Raw genomic sequence first — 20,949 nt, 5'->3', positions numbered from 1 at the left:
ATGCTCAAACAGAGCATCGGCATGGGTTTGCTGTGTATTGCTGGGCAAGCTTTCAGTGCAGATATTATTGTAACGACCACACTTGATAATGATGTCGCCGATAAAGAATGTTCGCTTCGTGAAGCCATTCATTACGTCAACATAGGTATGCCTAAAGAAGGATATAAAGGGTGTGGTGGCGAAAACTCGACGACCTCTATTCTGCTCAAAGAAAAAGAAATCTATAACATTAAAAGTCAGTTGGTCTTGAATAAGTCAGCAACGATCAAAACGACTTACGAAACCAATGTGACGCAAACGGTCAATAAGGGGCTGCTTAATGCCATTATTAAAATGGATGGTAAAGATCGCATTTTAAAAATTGAAAAGGCGCTTGATGCAGACAGTAAAGATTTACCAGTGGTTAAGCTTGAAGAATTAACGCTAGAAGGCTGTGGCACTAATAGCTGTCAGGTCGATCAAGGTGGTCTAATTTTCAACTATGCCAATTTAAGCCTAGATTATGTAAAGTTAACTTCAGGTTATGCCAATCAAGGTGGAGCAATTTTTACTGCAGGTGTAGAGGGTGATATCGCCTTAGCTACAGTAAAAAATACGTTGATTGAGGGAAACACAGCTCAACAGGGTGGTGCAGTATATAGCGTCTTCCCTAGCCTTAGAATGACACAATCAGTCGTTCGTAAAAACACCACACATCAGACTGCCTCTGCCAATTTATATACCGAGCAAGCATTGCTCAACACAGCACAAGGTCATATCTATAATTCAAGTTTGTATGCCAACAATGGCGCTGTCCTAAATATTATTGATGGGGTAGCCGTTAATAATGCCACCATCATTGCGAATAAAGGCACGGGTATTGTATTTACCGCTCAGGATAAGTTTGGCATTGTGGCAAACAGCATTATCTTGGCAAATAGCAATGGTGGTAGTGATAGTAACTGTAGTTTTGCAACCAGTGTGACCAGTGAAAATAAGCGCTTACAAAACAACCTAGTGACAGCATCCTGTGGTTCTGGTGAAGCAGATTATGAAAATCAGATATTGCCTCTCGATTTCAACCCGATTGCGGGTAATGACATTGAAGGAAAATGTCCAAATATTACAGAATCGCCCAAAGCAATTTTATGTCCATACAAAGCATCTGAAAAAAGTTTTCTAGGGTATTTCCGTCCACGTATTCCACTGGATTATCAAAATATTTCAGAATCACCGATCATTAATACAGGTAAAGCAGCAGTGAGTGAACATGCTTTATTTTGTATGGGGTCGGATCAACGTGAACAATCACGTCCATCGACATCACCTGCCAATATTAGCTGTGATCGTGGTGCGATTGAAATCGTCGTACCAAGATCATCAAGCTTAGTTGGGCAAGATCTTAAAGTCGGTGAAATTGCGAAATTCTCAATTTTAGATGCATTAGGTGATAGTGACTTGGTGCCGAAATCTGAATGTAATCGTATTGTGGGTGCTGCACCGCAGGGTGAAGTTTGGCAAGATGGCTGTATTACGATTAAACAGCAGAGTCATATTTCATCTAAAGGTAAATTGACGATTGATCTTGATGGTAATGTAGTTTACACACCAAACAGTGCTTGGCATGGTGAAGATTCTTTCACACTTCGTGTTGTCACAACCACGTCACGCTTTGAAGAGAGTGATCCTTATTTAGATGTGCGGGTGAACATTGTTCAAGAACCTGATAACACCATGGTGAGCGATAAAATTAAAACATCAGGTGGATCGACCGGTCTAGGATGGCTAGTGATCTTACTGGGTTTGGGTATGTTAAGACGCTTAAAATAATAAAATGACGGACTCATTATGAAAATCTATAAAAAAAGTTTATTTGTTGTTGGGCTCTTATCGACCTTTTCCTTAATGGCTGCTGAGAGCAAAATCATTAAAGTCACTAACTTTAGTGATGATGATAATAAAAGTAAGTGTTCATTACGCCAAGCCATACAAACTGCCTATGAAAACAAGAGTGTAGCAGGCTGTAATGCAGGAAACACCTTGCCGGGACAGCGCGATTATATTCAGCTTGAAGCCGGAGAGTATGTACTTACTCAAGGTGAACTTACACCTTCATCGCCCGTGATTTTATATGGTGAACTCCCTTTCGATGAGCAACAAAAAGATGATTTAAAAGGGGATTATCCTAAACAGCTCGCATTAAAAACCACTATCAATGCCAAAGGACAATCGCGAATCTTTAACACGTCGCAAACTAAAGCGAGTTTGACCTTAAATAACCTTGCTCTGGTCAATGGTCAGGCAAATGTGACGAGTAATGATCGTGGTAATGGCGGGGCATTATTCATCGGTGGGTCTCTCGAACTTTATAATTCTAGTGTGTCAAATTCGACCGCAGGCGGTAAAGGCGGTGCTATTTATTTTGCGGCAGGTGATCAAAATCAATCTTTATCGATTGTCCGCACATTACTGAAAGCGAATAAAGCACCTCAAGGCAGCGTATGGTCGATGGATTGTAATGCGAAATTCAGTCCTGTGACGTCAAGCACCAATGTCACTCAAAGTAGTATTGTAGAAAATGGAGATGCTCACAGTTTAAGTGCAATTGATGTGTGTGGTTCTACTGGCGTTGAAATTTCGAATAGTACAATTGCTAAGAATAAAGCGAATAGTGCGACAGGTGCAATTATTAGTTATATTTCCACACCGAATCGTGAACTTTATGATGGTTCATTGCTTTCACTTGTGAGCAATACTGTTGTAGAAAACGATGCGGCATCGACTTTGCTCTACGATAAATTTGGAACCAAATTATTAGTTTCAAATATTTTAGCCTTTAATGGTGGTGAGAATTGTCGCTATAGTATGAAAGCGACAGATGCGAAGGGCGAAAATGTCAGTTTAGTGGCTTCCAATAATGCTTTGGCAGCAAATTGCTTCTTACCAGAACCTCCTGAAACAGAGACACCAAAAACAGAGACAGCAAAAAATATGATCTTGGCGGATAATGCCGCGATTAATCATTATCTTTCAGGCTATAAAGCAGAGTCTGCTTATAACTTGTATTTACCACTGTATTATCCTGTTAATCATGGAACAGAGACAGATTTCGTTGACGCGGGTCATCAAAGTTGTAATTCAGCCGATCAGCGAGGATTTTCACGTCTACTTGTAACGAAACTTATACTTGATCCCACTGCAATTAACTCGTGTGACATTGGCTCAGTAGAGTTGATGCGTTTAGCAGCATCAGATATTACAGCACTGAAAAATTCTTCTTATAGTAATTTAATCACCGCATATGAAAACATGATTGAGCGTTTAAAAGCGATGCAAAAAGATGATGCAAACAAATCGAGTTTGCTACAAATTGAAGCTGAGTTAAAAGACGTTGAATCATTGCTCGCAAACACTAAAAAGTATGCAAAATACCGTGCGATTTATATCGATCCATTTGAGCTTGCTTTACCGGTTGAAGAAACCACGAGCAATGGTGAGCTAAAATTAAAAGCTTTAAATGCTGATAATTATACGGTCACTGTTAGAGCGAAAGGTGTGGGGCAGATTGTTGAAGGTAGTGATAATCCTTATGCAACTCAAGCAGATCCTGCACAAAAATGTGAATGGGTGCCTGAACTAAAACGTATTATGTTCTATCGTACGGATAGAAAAACTACAGATTCAACGTTGAGTGAACTGTGTGAATACACCTTGACCGAAATTGTTAAAACTGGTGCAAGTGCTAAAAGTTCTTCAGGTGTACTATCAGCCTCTTTCGTCAATATTGCACCAGTTGCTAAAAATGACACCTATACAATCAATCCAGAATCTAACCTGAGTGTTAAGGTTAATCCACTTTCTAACGATTTTGATGATGATGGACCAGTATCGGGCTCTGAAACGTATTACAGCGACACACCAATTCGCTTTGAATCAATAGATTCAGGTTTAATCATGACTGCTGAACGCGAAGGACCGTGTCCAGATAAGTATATTCGTGACACGTGTTATGGTGGTGAGATTAGCTTTAAAGTGAAAAATAATTTAAGCCAATTTGATTATCAAGCAACGTATAATTATTTTGATGAAGATGGCGGAATGTCGAATACAGCGACAATTTTATTGAAAAATTCTGCGAAGAATACCAATGAAAGTAGTTCGGGTGGCGGTGCATTTGGCATCTGGGGCTTACTTGGTTTAGTCGCACTCGGTGCTTATCGTCAACGACGAATGCAAAAATAAAGCACAATAAAAAAGCCTCTGTCATCAGAGGCTTTTTTTATAAGAGATCATGTCTATATTTTTATAAATCTCTAAAGTTTAGGCGTCGAGAGATATTTATTGATGTACTCTTCTCGAATTGCAGGGCGTTCTTCAGCTGTAGCTTTTTGCATACGCGAGGCAAGCTCTCGACGTTCCTGCGTGCTCATTTTCTGCCATGTTTCTCGCATTTTCTGTTTTTCTTCCTCAGGCAGTTGATTAAACCAATCCATACGTTGTTGCAAATTTGCTCGTTCACTTGCCGGAAGTTCTTTTAAGGTTTGATATTTTTTAATGAGTTCCAATTGCTCAGTATCTGACAAAGAATCCCAAGTATCATTAATTTGAGTATTGGCATCTTTGGAAAAAATCCAAAACCGATCAAATCCAGCAAAGCTCGTTTGCAAGAATCCGATTGCGCAAAAAGCCAAGACAATTTTTTTAGCTGCCATGGGGAACTTCGTCCTCACCTAATACCATGAGCATTTCTAAATCTTCAACCATTTGTGGTGATAATTTAGGTACAGCCACAACTTGAGTATGGTTACTTTCAGGCGTTGATAAATTAGGGACTACCACAATGCCTGCAATTGCGGCCGCTAGTGCAAAACCAGAGACTTTTAAAAAAGCAAAGCGTGAATGTTGAGCGGCTTGAACTTCTTCAAGTACATGGTTCATGACCACAGGTTTAGCTTTGTGTTGTTGCGCTAAACCATCGAGTTTGGAAGTCACTTGTTTCAAGAAATCATCATGACTCATTCGGATGATCCTCCCGTATATGGGTTTAAATGTGCCAAAGCGCTACGTAAACCTTGAATCGCACGATGATAGTGTGTTTTTACACTGCCTTCGCTACAATTCATAATCTGCGCCGTCGTATGCGTATCAAAGCCTTCCCATGCTCTGAGCATAAAGGCTTGTTGTTGTCGATGAGGTAAAGATGAAATGGCTCCTTGAATTTCATCGGCAGTCAGTGCTTGATTTAAAAATTCTAAAGGCGAAGGTGTGGATTCATCGACGATATTTTCAAGTTCATTGTCATCCTCATCGAGTTGGACTTTTTTGAAGAATGAAAAGGGTTGGGCACGGCGCGCTTCTTTACGACGCCAATCTTGTAATTTGTTATTTAAAATGGTGTAAAACAGGGGATACCATTCTTCTGTGCTTTTATCAGAATAGGATTTGTGTAGTGAAATAAAGGCTTCTTGGACAAGATCCATTGCAATGCCTTGCTGACCTTGGGTTGCACTTTCCATCATCACCAAAGCACGACCTGTCACCTCTTGCATAAAATTCTTCAGGCGAGACTCAGCCGTACTCTTTAGCGTACTCATATCTTGCGATTCAAGCCGTTTCGGTGCTAAATCCATAGAGATGGAAAATCCTGTCATTGGATACCCACCATTATTCCCAAGTTCATATCTCTATTAACGTTGAAAATAATGGTTTGGTTGACAATACAACTTATTATTTTTCTATATTAATCTATTTCTTCACCTGAACGCTCAGATTTAAAATAAAGTAACGAAAGTCTGATTAGATACGTTGACGTACCATTTCAAACATACAAATTGAACCTGCAATCGCAACATTTAACGATTCTTGACCACCCGGTTGTGGAATTGAAACCGCTTGTGCATGTGCAAGCGCATATTCAGATACACCTTGACCTTCATTACCCAAAATCCATACGCATGGTTTGCGTAAGTCTTTTGAATAAACGCTTTCAGCGCGATGTGAACTGGTCACATAAACGGGCACATTAAATTGTTCAAGTACCTGTTCAAGATTGATATTTTCAAATGTTTGCAAGGTGAAATGCGCACCCATACCAGCGCGTAAAACACGTGGTGACCAAAGCGATGCTGAACCTTTGGTGCATACAATTTGTTCAATACCGGCAGCTGCAGCTGAACGAAGTAAAGTTCCGACATTACCCGGATCTTGCACGTTTTCTAAAATAAGCGTGTCCGCATTGAAGTCTAATGCATAATTTGCAGTAGGTAAGGTCACCACAGCCAAACATGCAATTGATGTACCCAATGTACTTAAATCTTTATATAAAGATTCGCTGAGGACAAACACCATGCCTGTATATTTTGCGAGAATTTTCTCGAAATCAGGATGTGAAAGCGCATGTTCAGTGGTAAAAATCGAATCGATTTTACGGTTTTCATGTAACCATGCTAAAGACAAATGTGTGCCTTCAAGTACGGTTTGACCTTGTTTCTTACGATAGGTATTTTGTTCAATTAAACCACGTAAGTGTTTAATTTTTGGATTATCTTTAGAATCAAGAAAAAAAGTTGGCATAGGAGATGTAATCCACGTTAGCCGATCAAAAATCGACTAACGTTATAATAATAAATTAGTTGTGATAGCTGGTCACAAGATCAACTTCATTTTTTGAACCGATGATGACAGGCACACGTTGATGTAGTTCAGTCGGTTGAATCTCAAGAATACGCACACGACCTGTGGTTGATGCACCACCGGCTTGTTCCATCAACATACTCATTGGATTTGCTTCGTACATTAAACGTAGACGACCTGCTTTTTTCGGATCTTTGGTATCGTATGGATACATGAAGATACCGCTGCGGCACAAAATACGGTGAATATCGCCCACCATACATGCAACCCAACGCATGTTAAAGTCTTTTTCGCGTGAACCGGTTTTACCTGCAAGTAATTCTTCAACATAACGTTGTACAGGGGCTTCCCAGTGACGTTGGTTAGAGGCATTAATCGCATATTCTTTTGTATCAGCAGCCACTTGAATCGCATCTTTAGTCATCAAGAATTCTTTCGTTTCAGGATCAAACGTGAAGAACACAACACCTGCACCAACGGTCAAAGCAAGCATAGTCGATGGACCATACAATACATAACCCGCTGCCGCTTGATTTACACCCGGCTGCATAAAGTCTTCAGCCTGAGTAATGGCATTTTTTGACGGTAAAATCGAGAAAATTGTACCAACACACATGTTGATATCAATGTTGCTTGAACCGTCAAGTGGGTCAAATAACACTAAGAAATCACCATTTTCTTGCGCAGGGGTAAATTCGTCGAGTTCTTCTGAAGCCAAACCACCGACATGAGGGTGAACGCGAAGTGCATCAATCAAATAATCATTTGAAATGACATCGAGTTTCTTTTGCTCTTCACCTTGAACATTTTCATGCTGAGCACTTCCTAAGACACCCGCCAATGCACCTTTTTGTAGCAATTGATCAATCTCTTTGCATGTATTTGCAATTGTTTCAATCACTTGTGCAAGTTCAGGTGTTAAATTCCCACTTTTCTGTTGTAAAAATTGGGAAAGGCTCAGATATGACATATCAGGAAAACTCCGATTAAAAATTTATCAGAACGATAAAAATAACAATGTTGACTATTTTAGATGAGAACGGACTAAAAGAAAAATTAAACTACATTATTTGTTGTGATTTTACCCTTGAAAGTCGCGTAGAAAATGCTATGTTGAATGAATAATGAAAATTTTAACGGAGCACAAATATGACCACATTGAAGTTTGATGCGACTCCAACGGCAAGCGAATCGATGAATTTGGACGGTATTTCTGACGATAAAATGAAAGAAGCGTGGAAAGCGTATGAAGCCAAGCCAGAATACAAAAAATTCAATAAACACGATTTGATCGAATCGATGCAAGCTGAACAGGATCAACCCATCGTTGAATAATCTACCGATCTTAGACCTTGTCTAAAAAGATAGACAATAAAAAAGCACTCTATATGAGTGCTTTTTTATGAGCAGATTATTTTAATAAGGGTGGAACTGCTTCGTAATTAATTTCTACGCGGCGGTTTTCTTTCCATGCATTTTCATCATGACCCGCATTAATTGGCATTTCTTTACCGTAGCTCACAGCTTCAAGTTGATTTGCACTCACACCTGTGGTCACAAGGAAGCTTTCAACGGCTTTGGCACGACGTTCACCTAGTGCCATGTTGTATTCACGGGTACCGCGTTCATCAGTATGACCTGTCAATGCAACACGCGAGTTGGCATTTGCCATTAAAAATTGTGCATGTGCTTGAAGTGTTAATAAATCATCATTGCTGAGTTCAGTACTGTCATAGTCAAAGTGCACCACACGTTTTGCTAAGAACGCTTTATTTTCAGCTGTAACACCTTTTGATGATGCACCTGCAAGATTTTGTGCATTGAGCGCAGCATCTTCACTTAAACCTTGTGTATTGACAGTGGTTGAAGTCGAACCTGCCAAATCACCTGTTTGTACTTGTGCAGCAGGTTTACGGCTGGCACAACCTGTCATTGCCACAGCAATCGCCAATAACGGTAATGCGAATAATTGTACTTTTTTCATCTTCCTCTCCATGAAGGTTGATTTTCAATAAATATTTTAAAGGTTATTTAGGTGCCCAAGCCGGTTCGCGTACTTCGCCTTTTTCACTTGGTAAATTGACACGGAAACGACCATCTAAAGACATAATCGATAATAAGCCACGAGCGCCTTCACGCGTTGCATAAACCACCATTTGACCATTCGGTGAGAAACTTGGTGATTCATCTAGACTGGTCGGTGTCAAAATATTGGTCACACCTGAATTTATATCATGTACCGCGACCTTGTAGTTACTACCACTTGGACGATGTACCAAGGCGAGTTTTTTGCCATCTGCACTTAAAGTACCACGCGCATTAAATGCACCACGGAAAGTTAAGCGTTTGTTGCTGCTGGTAGCAAAATCATAACGATAGATTTGTGCTGAACCACCTCGGTCTGAGGTGAAAATAAATGATTTTCCATCTGGCGCATAGCGTGCTTCAGTATCAATAGCAGAATCATGGGTTAAACGCTCAAGTTGACGTGTTTCCAAATTCATTTGGTAAATTTCAGGATTACCGTGCATTGATGCAGTAAATAACATGTTTTTACCGTCAGGTGAGAAGCTTGGCGCACCATTTAAACCACGGAAGCTGGCTAATTTTTCACGTTGACCGGTTGATAAATCTTGTAAATAAATGGCTGGACGTTTGGTTTCAAACGAGACATAAGCAATTTTTTTTGCATCTGGCGTCCACGCAGGCGATAAAATTGGATCACGTGAAGTCAGAATTGTTTTTGGTTGTTCGCCATCCGTATCTGCAATTTGTAAGGTATAGCGTTGCTCAGGCGTTTCAGGGTTACGTAGCACATACGCAATTCGACCACTAAAGTCACCTTGAATACCAGTTAGTGCTTGGAAAATCGCATCACTGATCATATGCGCAGCTTGACGGGTACGGTTTGCTGGAACAGTCAATAACTCATTGAGTAAGTATTGTTTTTTTTCAACATCATACAGTTGATATTGAATTTCGTATGAACCATCTGCATTGGTTTTTGATGTGCCTGTGACAAGGTAAGGCACACCTGCACTTGCCCATGCTTCTGCATTCGGCTGATTTAAACTGGCTGTTGCGGGTAAATTTTTTGAACTACTGTTAAATTTACCTGAACGATTTAAATCCGTTTCAATAATAGGATAAATGTTTTGATCTTGACTAAATGGAATGATCGCAATTTTAGGTGCAGATTCAGGTGCTTTAGTAATTTCAAGATGCAATTGAGCATGGGTTTGGCTAACAAAAGTTGCGCTAACAGCAGAGAAAATTGCAAGGCAGAGTAGGGATTTACGCATTTTTTCCATCATTCGTTCTTTACTCAAATCAACGGATTTATTGTGAATATGATTGTATGACATGATCGCATGATTTTAATGAAATGGAAGCATCAAATGTTCATCAATCTGTTATAGCCCTGTGAAAAGAGACTATTCTTTTATCTATTTAAAACCAAGTTTAACTTAAAAAAGTAAAAGCCATAACAAATTATTTGCTATGGCTTTTCTCTTATTGTGCCTTGAAAGTTGAAGTTAACGAGCGAGCTTGTTGTCGAGCTTCAGGATCTGATGGCATCGGGTATGGTGCTGCAGCACGAATAGCCGCTTCAATACTGGCTCTCATATCAGGATCGCTGGAGTTCACTACAGCCGAACGCACACTGCCATCATCATTTAGCTGAATACGTGCAGTGGCAGTTTTACCTGAAGAACCACTTGGTGTATCCCAAGCACGGCGAATTTTGTTTTCAAAATCACGTTTTGCCGTGGAGGCAATGCGTTTAGATTCAGCTTTTTTAGTCGCAGCTTCTTCAGCAGCTTTTCGCGCGGATGAGGCTTTTGCTTCTTCTGCTGCACGTTCACGGGCTTCGGCATCCGCTTTTGCTTTGGCATCGGCTGCTGCCTTGGCTTTTGCGTCATGTGCAGCTTTGGCTTTCGCATCCGCTTCGGCTTTCGCTTTTGCGTCATGCGCGGCTTTTGCTTTCGCATCAGCCTCTGCCTTACGTTTGGCTTCGGTTGCTTTCGCTTGGGCATCCGCTTTTGCTTTGGCATCGGCTGCTGCTTTGGTTTTTGCATCCTGATTTACTTTAGCAGCTGCATCGGCTTTTACTTTGGCATCATGTGCAGCTTTGGCTTTTGCATCAGCTTCTGCTTTACGTTTGGCTTCCGCAGCTTTGGCTTGGGCATCCGCTTTTGCCTTCGCATCTGCGGCAGCTTTTGCATTTAAACTTTTTTGCTTTTCAAGCTGTTCTGCTTTTTTTAAAGCATTGGCTTTTTGCTGGGCTGCTTTGGCTTCTGCAGCGGCTTGTTCTGCTTTTTGGCGCGCAGCCTCAGCTTTCGCTGCCGCAGCCTGTTGAGCTTTCGCATCTGCTTTAGATGCTTCTGCTTTGGCTTGAGCAGCAGCTTTCGCGTCTGCCTGTGCTTTAGCTTGAGCAGCTTCCGTTGCTTGACGTTGTTTTTCAGCCCGATTGGCTTGTTCTGCAGCTTTTTGCTCAGCACGTTCTTGTGCTTTTGCAGCTGCCGCAGCTTTTTGTGCTTCAGCTTTGCTGTGATCTACAGGAGGCAGAGCCGCGGGTGTGGGAATAGCGGGTGCTGGCTCGACACTCGGTTCAGCCTCTTGCGTGATTTCTTCAGCAATATTTTGATGCGCTGTTTCTTCAAATGGGGTTTCTTCACGCGTGACGGGTTTTAAGTCCTCAGGTTTAATGAGGACAGTTTTAATTTGTTTGGGCGGTTCAGGTGGCTTACTCATGCCAAGAAAGAGTAAACCTACCAGTGCCACGACATGCACGCCAACAGTAAAACCAATGGCAATGGCTTTTTGCTGAAAGGGCGGTTTGTTAAATTCTTTCATAATTTACTTGAGCGACTCGGTTAATAAGCCAACTTGAGTCAGACCCGCATCTTGTAAACTTGACATCAGTGCAATGACATCGCCATAAGGGCGTGTATTGTGCCCGCGAATCACCACGCTTAATTGTTTATTTTCAGCTGTAGCTTGGGTTTGAGCTTCCGTCAGAATTGCTGTTAACTGAGTCAGATCCAAAGGCTCTGCCTGATGTTGTTTGTATTCTAAGTAATAATGACCATCTTGATCTAACGTCACCATAGCAGGAGCATCTTTTGACTCAATTGGGTTGCCATTTGCTTGTGGTAAATCGACATTAATGCCACTGGTGATCATCGGGGCAGTGACCATAAAAATCACCAATAACACCAACATCACGTCAATGTAAGGCACGACATTCATATCACTTTTTAACGGTTTTTTAATACGCTCAAAGCGTCCAGAACCACGAATTGCCATTAGTCATTGTCCTGTGTTGCGCCCACAGATTGACGTTGTAACAGTGCCACCATTTCTTCAGCAAATAAAGCACGGTCTGAATAGACGGTTTCACTTTTCGCGGTGTAATGGTTAAAGGCAAGTACCGCAGGAATCGCAGCAAATAAACCAATGGCAGTTGCAATGAGCGCTTCAGCAATACCAGGTGCAACAGTTGCAAGCGTCACTTGATCGACTTCTGCTAGTCCAATAAAGGCATTCATAATGCCCCAAACTGTCCCGAATAAACCAATATAAGGGGCAACTGAACCAATACTTGCGAGTGCGCCCAAACCATTTTCAAGATGACCTTGGTCACGGCTTAAACCGACACGTAAAATACGTTCAGTGCCTTCAATACTTTGCGCTGCGGGTGCGTTTAATTTTTTAAGCTTGAGAAACTCACCTAAACCTTGATAGAAAATATCTTCAAGACCGGTTCGTTTTGAATTGAGTTGTGCGTTGTTATACAGGGTGTTGAGTTCTGCGCCTGACCAGAAGATTTTCTGGAAATGCTCATCATCTGCCTGTGCTTTTTTATAGCTCATGTACAACTTGGCAATCAGATACCAACTAAACAATGATGCCAGAAGCAAAATAAGCATGACCAATTGAACGATCGGGCTTGCTTGTAAAATAAGGTCTGAAATATGTAGTGATGATTCTAACTGAGTTGCCATAGTTGTTACATGTGCCAAATAATTTTTTTAGTTGGGTTCTAACTCTTTTTGAATGAGTTCGCGTATTTCATCGGGTAGGCGACATGGTCGCATATCAGCATTGATACACGCCAATTCCACCTCACCTGATGCAAGCATGATTTCACCACGATAAATATTTTGTTGCAATACAAATGATGAAGCTTTCAAAGAAACAACGCTCGCGGTGACGGTTATTAAGTCATCCATGAGAATAGGTCGTGAATATTTCACGTTAATTTTATGCACCACAAAATTGTAGTCTTTTTGATGCCAATAGTGACTAATGCCTGATGCGCGAAGCCATTCGGTGCGTGTACGTTCCATAAATCGAATATGATTGGCGTGGTAAACGATGCCACCTGCATCAGTATCTTCGATATAGACACGAATATTAAACTCGAATTTGTTCGCCATGAGATGTTCCATCGTTTTTTCAATCTAGGGGAAGTGGCTAGACTTTTGACTGCATTTCAGATCATTGAAAATGACTTGAATTGTGCGCAGCGTCAAGTGCTGTAATGCGGGGCAGTTTAGCAGCTTGAAAGATGACTCCAATGGCACAAGTTTTCAAAAATGCAGTCACTGCAACGAATCCAGCATTTTTAAACGAATGTCAGGCGTGACTTAATCGAGTTTTATAAGAAACATCTCAATAAAATTTCTGTAAGATGATGTTAAACCGCTCTACATGCAACAGGATGATTTTCATTTTTTCCTTCGAAGTACAACGCTTGTGTAGTGCGATTAATGGCAAGCACATAGTTGTTAGCGGCATTCGGTTTATCTCGGTCTTGCCAATGGATATTATGAATTTTAAGAATAGATTGTGTATTTTGATGGGAAATACTGCCTTCTCCGCGCCAACAGGAACGATCGCTGCAGATCGCTACATTTTTCTGTCCTTGAATAGAAATCGTGAGTTTGTCCATGTCCGCAGGACGTCCTCCTGTGCATTTTTGATTTTGGCATAGGTCTTGAAGTACTGCATTGCCACACTCCCAAACATCTTTTGCAAATGTCTGTAAGGAAAATGAGATTAAACATGCACCGATTAGTGTGGTTTTCATGGCAGTACCCTCAATTCAAATATTTTTCATGACGTTATAAAGCTGTTTTATGTGGTGACATTTGCTGTTCTATTATTTTCAACACTTATCTATTTTGCGTGAACATCACTTATTTTGATTAAAGTGAGTCTTGATTCACAATTATTAATTTAGAGTGTGATTTATGTTTATTCAATGCGGTTTGATATGTAATTTGTGGTCTAAGCGTAAAGAGATGAGCGAGTTGTTTAAGTAAATGTAAAAACTACTGAATGTGTTTTGAAATATCCCGAGGAATCACTTTTTTATAAAATGGTAAAATCAACGGTTTAAATTTTTGTTTAATAAAAATACGAATGATAGTAGCTGTGAGGTTTTTGGCATCGTTATTGCTTCCATGTTAATGCAATTAGAAATCATGGAATTTGAACATATGTTAAAACCTTTAGCTCTGTCTCTCGCTGTTGCAGCCAGCTTTTCTTTTATTTCTGCAAATGCCTCAGCTGAAGATTTTAAAATCCTAAACCAGCTTGAAAACAAACCAACTTTACTCAAAAGTGGGGAATATAAATGCCATTATTATGTGCCAAGTACACTAAATACAATTACTTGGGGTTATTTGCCAAATAAAGACGCAAAGCCTGTATTAACCATTCCAGCGGGTAGTACGATTACATTTGATACGGTTTCACATGAAGGTTTACTTGAAGATCAAGGACGTGATGCTGAAAAATATTTCACTTCACAAGGTGTTAAAGCAGAACATATTTTACCTGAAGCAAAACTAATTACCGGCTCAAAACTCAAGCACGATTTTCATAAAGATGGACCACACATTATTACAGGTCCCGTCTATGTCGAAGGTGCAATGCCGGGTGATATTTTAAAAGTTGAGATTTTAAAAGTTGAACCGCGTGTGCCGTATGGTGTGATCTCAAACCGTCATGGTAAAGGCACATTGCCTGAGTTCCCAAAGCGTCAAAAACATGATCATGCATCACCTGCAAACCCAGAAGCTTATGGCAATGTTTCGGTCTTTACCCCAATTGAGAAAAATGCAGATGGCGTATGGGAAGGCGTATTAAAAACTGAATCAGGTAAATCGATCCGTTTCCCATTGAATCCATTTATGGGAACCATGGGCGTTGCACCAAATACGAGCAAGGCTGTGCACTCTGTTCCACCATCGTTCTATGGCGGCAACATTGATATTAATGATTTAACTGCAGGTGCAACGGCTTATTATCCTGTGCAAGTGCCGGGTGCGTTGTTCTATACAGGCGATAGTCATTTTGTTCAAGGTGATGGCGAAGTTGCTTTAACTGCGCTTGAAGGTTCTGCACGTGCGACTTTTAAGATTTCAGTATTAAAAGCAGGTCGTGACAAGATTCCGGGTAAATCTTTAACCCAACCTTTGGGTGAAAATGATGAGTTTTGGATCACTCCGGGATTAGATGAAGACCTTGACGAAGCCATGCGAAAATCGACACGTGAAGCAATTCGTTTCCTTGTAGATGAGTATGGTATTTCAGAAGAAATTGCGTATGCATATTTAAGTGCCGCAACTGATTTTGAAGTATCACAAGTGGTTGATAAAACTAAAGGCATTCACGCCATGATTCGTAAAGCGGACTTTAAAGAGTTTAAGAAAGACGCAAAATAAGTCTGAATAACACTTAGAAAAAGTAGAGTTGTGCTTTTGCCAACTGATTAGGCATGGTCAGTTGGCTTTTTCTTTTGTAATACTTTGAAAGTGTTTAGAATATGGTAAATAAAGAGTCGATTTAAAATAAAAAGGGGAAACTGTGGCTGAACAAAATAATAATGAAGTGATGATTCAACTTCCGTGGATAGTGCCGCAGCAGCCTTTAGTGACGACACAAATTCAGGTTGATCCTGAAACAAAGAAAATACCACTTGATTTGAATGTCAGTTCAACGGATTGGGGTGTTGTTGTAAGTGTTATTGCATCAGCATTTATAAGTTTTATTGGATTCTTAATAACTATATACATCGTTAAAAAATCAACAGAAGCTCAAATTGAATCGAATACAAAATTAATTGAGGTACAAAGTAAGCTTAAGATAGATGAATTAAATATTATCTATAAACATAAAAAAACTGAAGAATTACGTGGATTAATTTCTGATGTATCATCGAAAGCTTTACTATTTCTTAGTCAAATTAAATTTAATATTCAAGATAATAATTTAGAGTCTTATACATTTAATTCTATAGAAGAGTACCATCTACTTCAGGACAGTATTGCTAGACTAATTGCATATATAAGACCTGGCGTAGATAGGGATGAAAGCATTCGGATTGAACTGTTTGAGTTGTTGGAAGAATCTAGGGCTCTGATAATCAATAAAATGCTTAATTTAGATGAAATTAATGAATTTGAAGAAAAACTGGGATATACGCAAGCTAGTCTAAATATATTTATAGAGGAATTGTTGAGTGAAAAAGCAGCCTAAGCTGCTTTTTTAAATCACTTGTCTTTCGGTTCAGGCGGTGTCATCCCAAACTGCAAATATGCCATATTGGTCGCAATACGCCCACGTGCAGTCCGCATGACATAACCTTGCTGAATCAAATATGGTTCAATGACATCCTCTAAAGTACCTGAATCTTCTGCCATTGCCGCAGCTAAGGCTTCAACACCGGCAGGACCACCATCAAAACGCTCAAGCAACATAGATAAGTAACGACGGTCTAAAGTGTCTAAACCATCTTTATCGACTTTCAGCATATCTAAAGCACGTTGCGCCATGTCTTGGTTAACTTCACCTGTACCTTTGACTTGCGCATAGTCACGTACACGACGCAGTAAACGGTTGGCAATACGCGGTGTGCCTCGTGAACGACGTGCAATTTCTTTTGCACCATCTTCAGTCATTGGAACATCCATGAGGTTTGCAGAACGTTTGACAATATGGGTTAAGTCTTCAACCGAATAGAACTCTAAACGTTGCACAATCCCAAAACGGTCACGAAGCGGAGAAGTGAGAAGACCTGCACGTGTGGTCGCAGCTACCAAGGTAAATGGCGGTAAATCGAGTTTAATGGAACGTGCCGCAGGACCTTCACCAATCATGATATCGAGTTGGTAATCTTCCATTGCAGGATAGAGAATTTCTTCGATGACCGGTGACAGACGATGGATTTCATCAATAAATAAAACATCGCCTTCTTCTAAATTGGTCAGCATTGCTGCCAAATCACCAGCACGTTCAAGTACAGGACCAGAGGTCGATTTTAAATTGCCGCCCATTTCCCGCGCGATAATATTGGCAAGCGTGGTTTTACCCAAACCGGGAGGACCAAAAATTAAAGTATGGTCGAGGGCTTCACCACGTCCACGCGCAGCACCAATAAAGATTTCCATTTGTTCGCGGACAACAGGCTGACCCACATAGTCTTCTAAAGAGGTAGGGCGAATAGCACGATCAAAATGATCTTCGGGTTTTTCAGAACCACTGATAAGACGGTCTTGCATAGCTTCTGAGATATTCTCTATGGATTTATTTGAGGTTGATAAATTCATAGCCTCAAAATGCATGAAAAATTTAGATGCCATTGTGTAGGCATAGCCTTACTTTTGAAAGGGCAAAAGTAACAAAACCCTTTTGTTAGGTTGAGGATATGTCCCTATATCCCAATCTAACGGACGACATCCATGTCGTCGAACGTGTAGCTCAACCAAGTGCTTAACTTATGTAGTTGATGCTAAAAATTAACGATTCATCGATTTCAAAGCTGCACGGATAATGTCACTCGCTTCGGTGTAATCTGCTTTCACCGCATTAATCAGTTTTTGTGCTTCAGCAGGTTTATAACCCAAAGACTGTAATGCTGCTTCCGCTTCAGCCACCGCAGAATTACCTGTGAATTGAATTTGTTCTGCCGTTGAATTGGTTGGATTCGTACCCGAAGCCATTGCTTTGAAGCGATCACGCAGTTCAATCATCAAACGTTCAGCTGTTTTTTTACCGACACCCGGAACTTTGACTAAGGTATTCACGTCTTCATGTTCAACGGTATGAATCAGCATATCTACACTTAAAGTCGATAAAATGCCTAATGCCATTTTCGGTCCCACGCCATTGACCTTTAATAGGGTACGGAAAATGGTTTTCTCTTGCGGGTTTAAAAAACCGTACAACAGCTGTGCATCTTCACGAACCGCTAAATGCGTCCATAGCGTCACTTTTTGACCTTTTTGTAGCTGGCAGAAGGTGGTCAGTGGTGTATCCACTTCATAACCCACACCATTTACATTTAATAAAACAGTCGGTGCTTCTAATGCAAGCACTTCACCAATCAGGCATCCAATCATTTTAAATTATTACTCTGTATCAATATGGGCAACGTGTTTGGCTTTATCAATTCACCAAAGCACTTGCAGTCAAGCGTTTCATTTCAATTCAGTTTATCATCAAAACCAAACCTGCAATGCCTTAAATTAAACCCGCCTTATTGCCTTGTAGCTCTTGCGATAAGTTATAGGCTTGATGATCTGAAAACTTAGAGACAATATCGAGCACTTGCATAATATTGTCGTAATGATGACTACCAAAGTTCGCACCTGAACGATTCAAAATAGCCATTAAACGTTGATCTTTAAAGCTTAAGTTCTTATGCGGTGTGGTCAGTGGAATAAAGGCATCTAAAATATTTTGCAAACATTGGTGTGCAATAATCTCAAGTCCTGCTTTTTGTGGATGTTCAAAGATTTTATCCCGTGCGAGCTCTTTGGCACGATTAATCCCAATTTCCACATCTGGGCTACAATAACCTAATAATGAACCTTGCAACTGTCCCATCAAGATTTCTTGCTGATGACGAGCGAAAGCAGTAGTGACTTCATCGACAACGCGTTTCATTACCCGACCACGCAATGCCGCAATTTTCTGCTGCCATGTTGAAAATGGCATATTGAGTTCAGTCGGAATGCCATAATCGCCAATCAAGTTTAAGAAAACAGGTTCAACTTCGTCATAACTGAGCATATTTAGACTGATACCATCTTCAAGGTCGATCAGTGCATAACAAATATCGTCAGCTGCTTCGAGTAAATAGGTGAGCGGATGACGACAATAATGATATTCACCGAGTTGAATCAAACCAAGTTGTTCGGCAATTTGTTTTAAAATCTCTTTTTCAGATTGATAACAGCCAAACTTGGCACGTTGACTCGCAGGCGTATCGCCTTGCGAAGCAATAGTTTTAGATAGCCAGGGGTACTTTAAGTACGCCCCTAATGTTGCGTAAGTAAGACGCATGCCGCCATCATTAGGATGGTAATCAATTTTGGTCAGTAAGCGTAAACCTTGGGCATTGCCTTCAAATTGGCGTACATCTGCTTCTTGTTCAGGACTTAAATCTTTTAAAAAGTCGGTATGGGATGCATCATCAAACCATTCTCGAATGGCATATTCTCCTGCATGCCCAAAAGGAGGATTGCCAATATCATGCGCTAAACACGCCGCTTGAATGATTGCACCAACATCTGCAGGGGAAATCCAAACAGGTAAATCATCTTTAATTTTTTCAGCGGCAAGCATGCCAAGCGAACGTCCAATACAAGATACTTCAAGTGAATGAGTTAAGCGGGTATGAATACCATCATGCTGAGTAAGGGGATGGACTTGGGTTTTACGATTGAGCTGGCGGAAACTCTGCGAAAAAATGATGCGGTCATAGTCTTTATGAAAAGGACTACGCGCCAATTCAGAGTTTTGTTTTTTACTGCCAATTCTTAAGGTCGAAAGCAGATCAAGCCAACGCATCGTATTCATTGTTATTTACCTCATCGGTTCAAGGCTATGATGCCAAAATAAGCTTTAAAAATATATGCATCAGCGACATAAGTTGCCGTTTAAAGTGTGATTTGCATGAAATCAAAGGGGTTACTTAAATAGGCTACAAACGAAGCAATAGAATCCCTTAATATGTAAAAAAGATTGAATCATGTAGATATAATTATGGGTGTAAAAACTGCTTTAACTACCTTAATGACACTGTCAATATTGATGGGTGTTTCTGGTTGTACTTCACAAACTAATCAACAAAGTTTAATTACAACTCAGCAAATCGCTCCGCAAGATCATAATTCGATGATGAATCATTTGTATGTGTTGCAAAAAATTGCTCAAGAAAATGCTAGCAACCGTGCAGTCGGTACTTTAGGCGGACAAGCAACGGCAAAATACATTTTAGATGAAGCCAAAAAAGCAGGTTTACATGCTCAAATGCTGCCATTTGAAAATCGTAAAAAACAAGTAGGTCAAAATATTATTGTAGAAATTCAAGCGCAGTCGAAAGATACAGCGATTATTATCGGAGCACATTATGATTCTGTTCCGATGGGACCAGGGATCAATGACAACGGCTCAGGGGTGGCAGTTCTGTTAGAGCTGATGCATACCTACGCCAAGCTCAAGCCTAAACATACCTTATATCTTGCCTTTTGGGATTCAGAAGAAGAAGGCATCGGTGGTTCAAGCGAATTTGCTTCGAAGTTAAGTCCATCACAGCTAAAAGGCATCCAAGCTTATGTTAATGTCGATATGGTCGGCACCAAAAATCCAACGATTCAAATTGCAGATGGGGATCAATCTTCAATTCAGGATATGGAAAACATGCTGAAACAACGTGGCATGGCAGAATCTGACTATAAACCTCTACTTGATAGCTTACGCAACATTCCCTTTCATCGAGATGATTTAGCCTTAGAAAACCATTTAAAAACGTTTTTTAAAGCAAGAGGATTAGAGGTTAAAGAAGATGTCTCAACGTTAACTGCAAGTGACACAGCGCCATTTTTAGGCAAAGTTCCTGTCGCCTCTTTAATTTTATTTAATGAGCAGATGAAAGGGGATGAGCTCGAATTCGCACCGTGTTATCACAAAGCATGTGACACCATTGATCAGGTCGATCCAAAATCTCTACAACTTGCCTATGATGCAGTGAAAGATCTGATTCAGCATCTCAATCAATAATTGCGGCTAAATCAAGCGCCAGAATCGCATTTAAAATACTTTGGTAAGGATGCGATTCAATTTGGCTTGTTGTTGAAAAATAATACAATTTTTGAGCGAAAAATAATTCTTTGCCTGTTTTGATTTTTTCCTTAAAAAATATGATAACCTAATCGACTACGTTCAATTTTTTTAACTGAAAATAAACATAATATTTTTAAAAAGCGCACTGAATAGCGCTCAGATTTATGCATTCCTCACTAGCTGATTTGCTCAATT

21 protein-coding genes are annotated in these 20,949 nt (G+C 40.3%); 6 read left to right on the top strand and 15 right to left on the bottom strand.

Features of this window, described 5'->3' with window-relative positions; all coding sequences use genetic code 11:
- Together rbtA and GFH30_RS08995 are read left to right on the top strand one after the other, a co-directional pair.
- Nucleotides 1-1,809, top strand: a complete 1,809-nt coding sequence (gene rbtA, locus GFH30_RS09000) for a rhombotarget A (RefSeq protein WP_153371911.1) — start codon at nt 1-3, stop codon at nt 1,807-1,809.
- Between the two features lie 18 nt (nt 1,810-1,827).
- The gene (locus GFH30_RS08995) at nt 1,828-4,221 is read left to right on the top strand and encodes a hypothetical protein (protein ID WP_153389238.1); all 2,394 of its coding nucleotides are present in this window, start codon (nt 1,828-1,830) and stop codon (nt 4,219-4,221) included.
- A 71-nt stretch (nt 4,222-4,292) separates the two neighbouring features.
- Here the strand turns inward: GFH30_RS08995 and GFH30_RS08990 are convergent, their stop codons facing one another.
- The 5 genes from GFH30_RS08990 to GFH30_RS08970 form a co-directional block, all read right to left on the bottom strand.
- On the bottom strand, nt 4,293-4,691 hold the full coding sequence (locus tag GFH30_RS08990; protein ID WP_153371906.1) for a DUF3106 domain-containing protein: 399 nt from the start codon (nt 4,689-4,691) through the stop codon (nt 4,293-4,295).
- Entirely contained in the window at nt 4,681-4,998 is a 318-nt protein-coding gene (locus GFH30_RS08985; protein WP_153371905.1) for a hypothetical protein, read from the bottom strand. Before GFH30_RS08985 ends, GFH30_RS08990 begins: the two co-directional genes overlap by 11 nt.
- Entirely contained in the window at nt 4,995-5,609 is a 615-nt protein-coding gene (locus GFH30_RS08980) for an RNA polymerase sigma factor (RefSeq protein WP_153373426.1), read from the bottom strand. Before GFH30_RS08980 ends, GFH30_RS08985 begins: the two co-directional genes overlap by 4 nt.
- A 166-nt stretch (nt 5,610-5,775) precedes the next feature.
- Entirely contained in the window at nt 5,776-6,552 is a 777-nt protein-coding gene (locus GFH30_RS08975; protein ID WP_153371904.1) for a TrmH family RNA methyltransferase, read from the bottom strand.
- Between the two features lie 55 nt (nt 6,553-6,607).
- On the bottom strand, nt 6,608-7,582 hold the full coding sequence (locus GFH30_RS08970) for a class 1 fructose-bisphosphatase (RefSeq protein WP_153371903.1): 975 nt from the start codon (nt 7,580-7,582) through the stop codon (nt 6,608-6,610).
- Nucleotides 7,583-7,761: 179 nt separating this feature from the next.
- Between GFH30_RS08970 and GFH30_RS08965 the strand changes: the two genes are divergently transcribed.
- Nucleotides 7,762-7,947 carry an NF038105 family protein gene (locus GFH30_RS08965; RefSeq protein ID WP_153371902.1) on the top strand — a complete coding sequence of 62 codons (186 nt, stop codon included), beginning with the start codon at nt 7,762-7,764 and terminating at the stop codon, nt 7,945-7,947.
- A 76-nt stretch (nt 7,948-8,023) separates the two neighbouring features.
- Here GFH30_RS08965 and pal read toward each other — a convergent pair whose 3' ends face one another.
- The 7 genes from pal to GFH30_RS08930 all read right to left on the bottom strand — a co-directional run bounded on the left by pal (nt 8,024) and on the right by GFH30_RS08930 (nt 13,708).
- Complete coding sequence (gene pal / locus GFH30_RS08960; protein WP_153371901.1) at nt 8,024-8,596, bottom strand: peptidoglycan-associated lipoprotein Pal; 573 nt, start codon at nt 8,594-8,596, stop codon at nt 8,024-8,026.
- A gap of 43 nt (nt 8,597-8,639) precedes the next feature.
- The gene (tolB, locus tag GFH30_RS08955; protein ID WP_171501010.1) at nt 8,640-9,923 is read right to left on the bottom strand and encodes a Tol-Pal system beta propeller repeat protein TolB; all 1,284 of its coding nucleotides are present in this window, start codon (nt 9,921-9,923) and stop codon (nt 8,640-8,642) included.
- Nucleotides 9,924-10,125: 202 nt separating this feature from the next.
- Nucleotides 10,126-11,469: a cell envelope integrity protein TolA gene (gene tolA, locus GFH30_RS08950; RefSeq protein WP_153371900.1), complete on the bottom strand. Its 1,344-nt coding sequence runs from the start codon at nt 11,467-11,469 to the stop codon at nt 10,126-10,128.
- 3 nt (nt 11,470-11,472) lie between these two features.
- Entirely contained in the window at nt 11,473-11,922 is a 450-nt protein-coding gene (gene tolR, locus GFH30_RS08945; protein WP_153371899.1) for a protein TolR, read from the bottom strand.
- On the bottom strand, nt 11,922-12,620 hold the full coding sequence (gene tolQ / locus GFH30_RS08940) for a protein TolQ (protein ID WP_153371898.1): 699 nt from the start codon (nt 12,618-12,620) through the stop codon (nt 11,922-11,924). The genes tolR and tolQ overlap by 1 nt, the downstream gene beginning before the upstream one ends.
- 27 nt (nt 12,621-12,647) lie before the next feature.
- Nucleotides 12,648-13,055: a tol-pal system-associated acyl-CoA thioesterase gene (gene ybgC / locus GFH30_RS08935; protein WP_153371897.1), complete on the bottom strand. Its 408-nt coding sequence runs from the start codon at nt 13,053-13,055 to the stop codon at nt 12,648-12,650.
- A gap of 260 nt (nt 13,056-13,315) precedes the next feature.
- Nucleotides 13,316-13,708, bottom strand: coding sequence for a hypothetical protein (locus tag GFH30_RS08930; protein WP_153371896.1), 393 nt, complete (start codon nt 13,706-13,708; stop codon nt 13,316-13,318).
- A gap of 412 nt (nt 13,709-14,120) precedes the next feature.
- On the opposite strand from GFH30_RS08930, the gene GFH30_RS08925 reads away from it, so the two are divergent.
- Nucleotides 14,121-15,350, top strand: a complete 1,230-nt coding sequence (locus tag GFH30_RS08925) for an acetamidase/formamidase family protein (RefSeq protein WP_153373422.1) — start codon at nt 14,121-14,123, stop codon at nt 15,348-15,350.
- Nucleotides 15,351-15,492: 142 nt separating this feature from the next.
- Nucleotides 15,493-16,164, top strand: a complete 672-nt coding sequence (locus GFH30_RS08920; protein ID WP_153371895.1) for a hypothetical protein — start codon at nt 15,493-15,495, stop codon at nt 16,162-16,164.
- A gap of 14 nt (nt 16,165-16,178) precedes the next feature.
- Here the strand turns inward: GFH30_RS08920 and ruvB are convergent, their stop codons facing one another.
- The 3 genes from ruvB to GFH30_RS08905 form a co-directional block, all read right to left on the bottom strand.
- Nucleotides 16,179-17,186, bottom strand: coding sequence for a Holliday junction branch migration DNA helicase RuvB (gene ruvB, locus GFH30_RS08915; protein WP_153373420.1), 1,008 nt, complete (start codon nt 17,184-17,186; stop codon nt 16,179-16,181).
- Nucleotides 17,187-17,423: 237 nt separating this feature from the next.
- Nucleotides 17,424-18,026 (bottom strand): Holliday junction branch migration protein RuvA, encoded by a 603-nt coding sequence (gene ruvA / locus GFH30_RS08910; RefSeq protein ID WP_153371894.1) that lies wholly within the window; start codon nt 18,024-18,026, stop codon nt 17,424-17,426.
- A gap of 121 nt (nt 18,027-18,147) precedes the next feature.
- Complete coding sequence (locus GFH30_RS08905) at nt 18,148-19,488, bottom strand: deoxyguanosinetriphosphate triphosphohydrolase (protein ID WP_153371893.1); 1,341 nt, start codon at nt 19,486-19,488, stop codon at nt 18,148-18,150.
- 186 nt (nt 19,489-19,674) lie between these two features.
- Between GFH30_RS08905 and GFH30_RS08900 the strand changes: the two genes are divergently transcribed.
- Nucleotides 19,675-20,691 carry a M20/M25/M40 family metallo-hydrolase gene (locus tag GFH30_RS08900; RefSeq protein ID WP_153371892.1) on the top strand — a complete coding sequence of 339 codons (1,017 nt, stop codon included), beginning with the start codon at nt 19,675-19,677 and terminating at the stop codon, nt 20,689-20,691.
- Nucleotides 20,692-20,949: the final 258 nt, after the last annotated feature.

Origin of the sequence: Acinetobacter wanghuae (assembly GCF_009557235.1) — a bacterium.
Taxonomy (GTDB): domain Bacteria; phylum Pseudomonadota; class Gammaproteobacteria; order Pseudomonadales; family Moraxellaceae; genus Acinetobacter; species Acinetobacter wanghuae.
The sequence above is the reverse complement of the archived record's forward strand: the minus strand, read 5'-3'. Positions and strand labels throughout refer to the sequence as shown.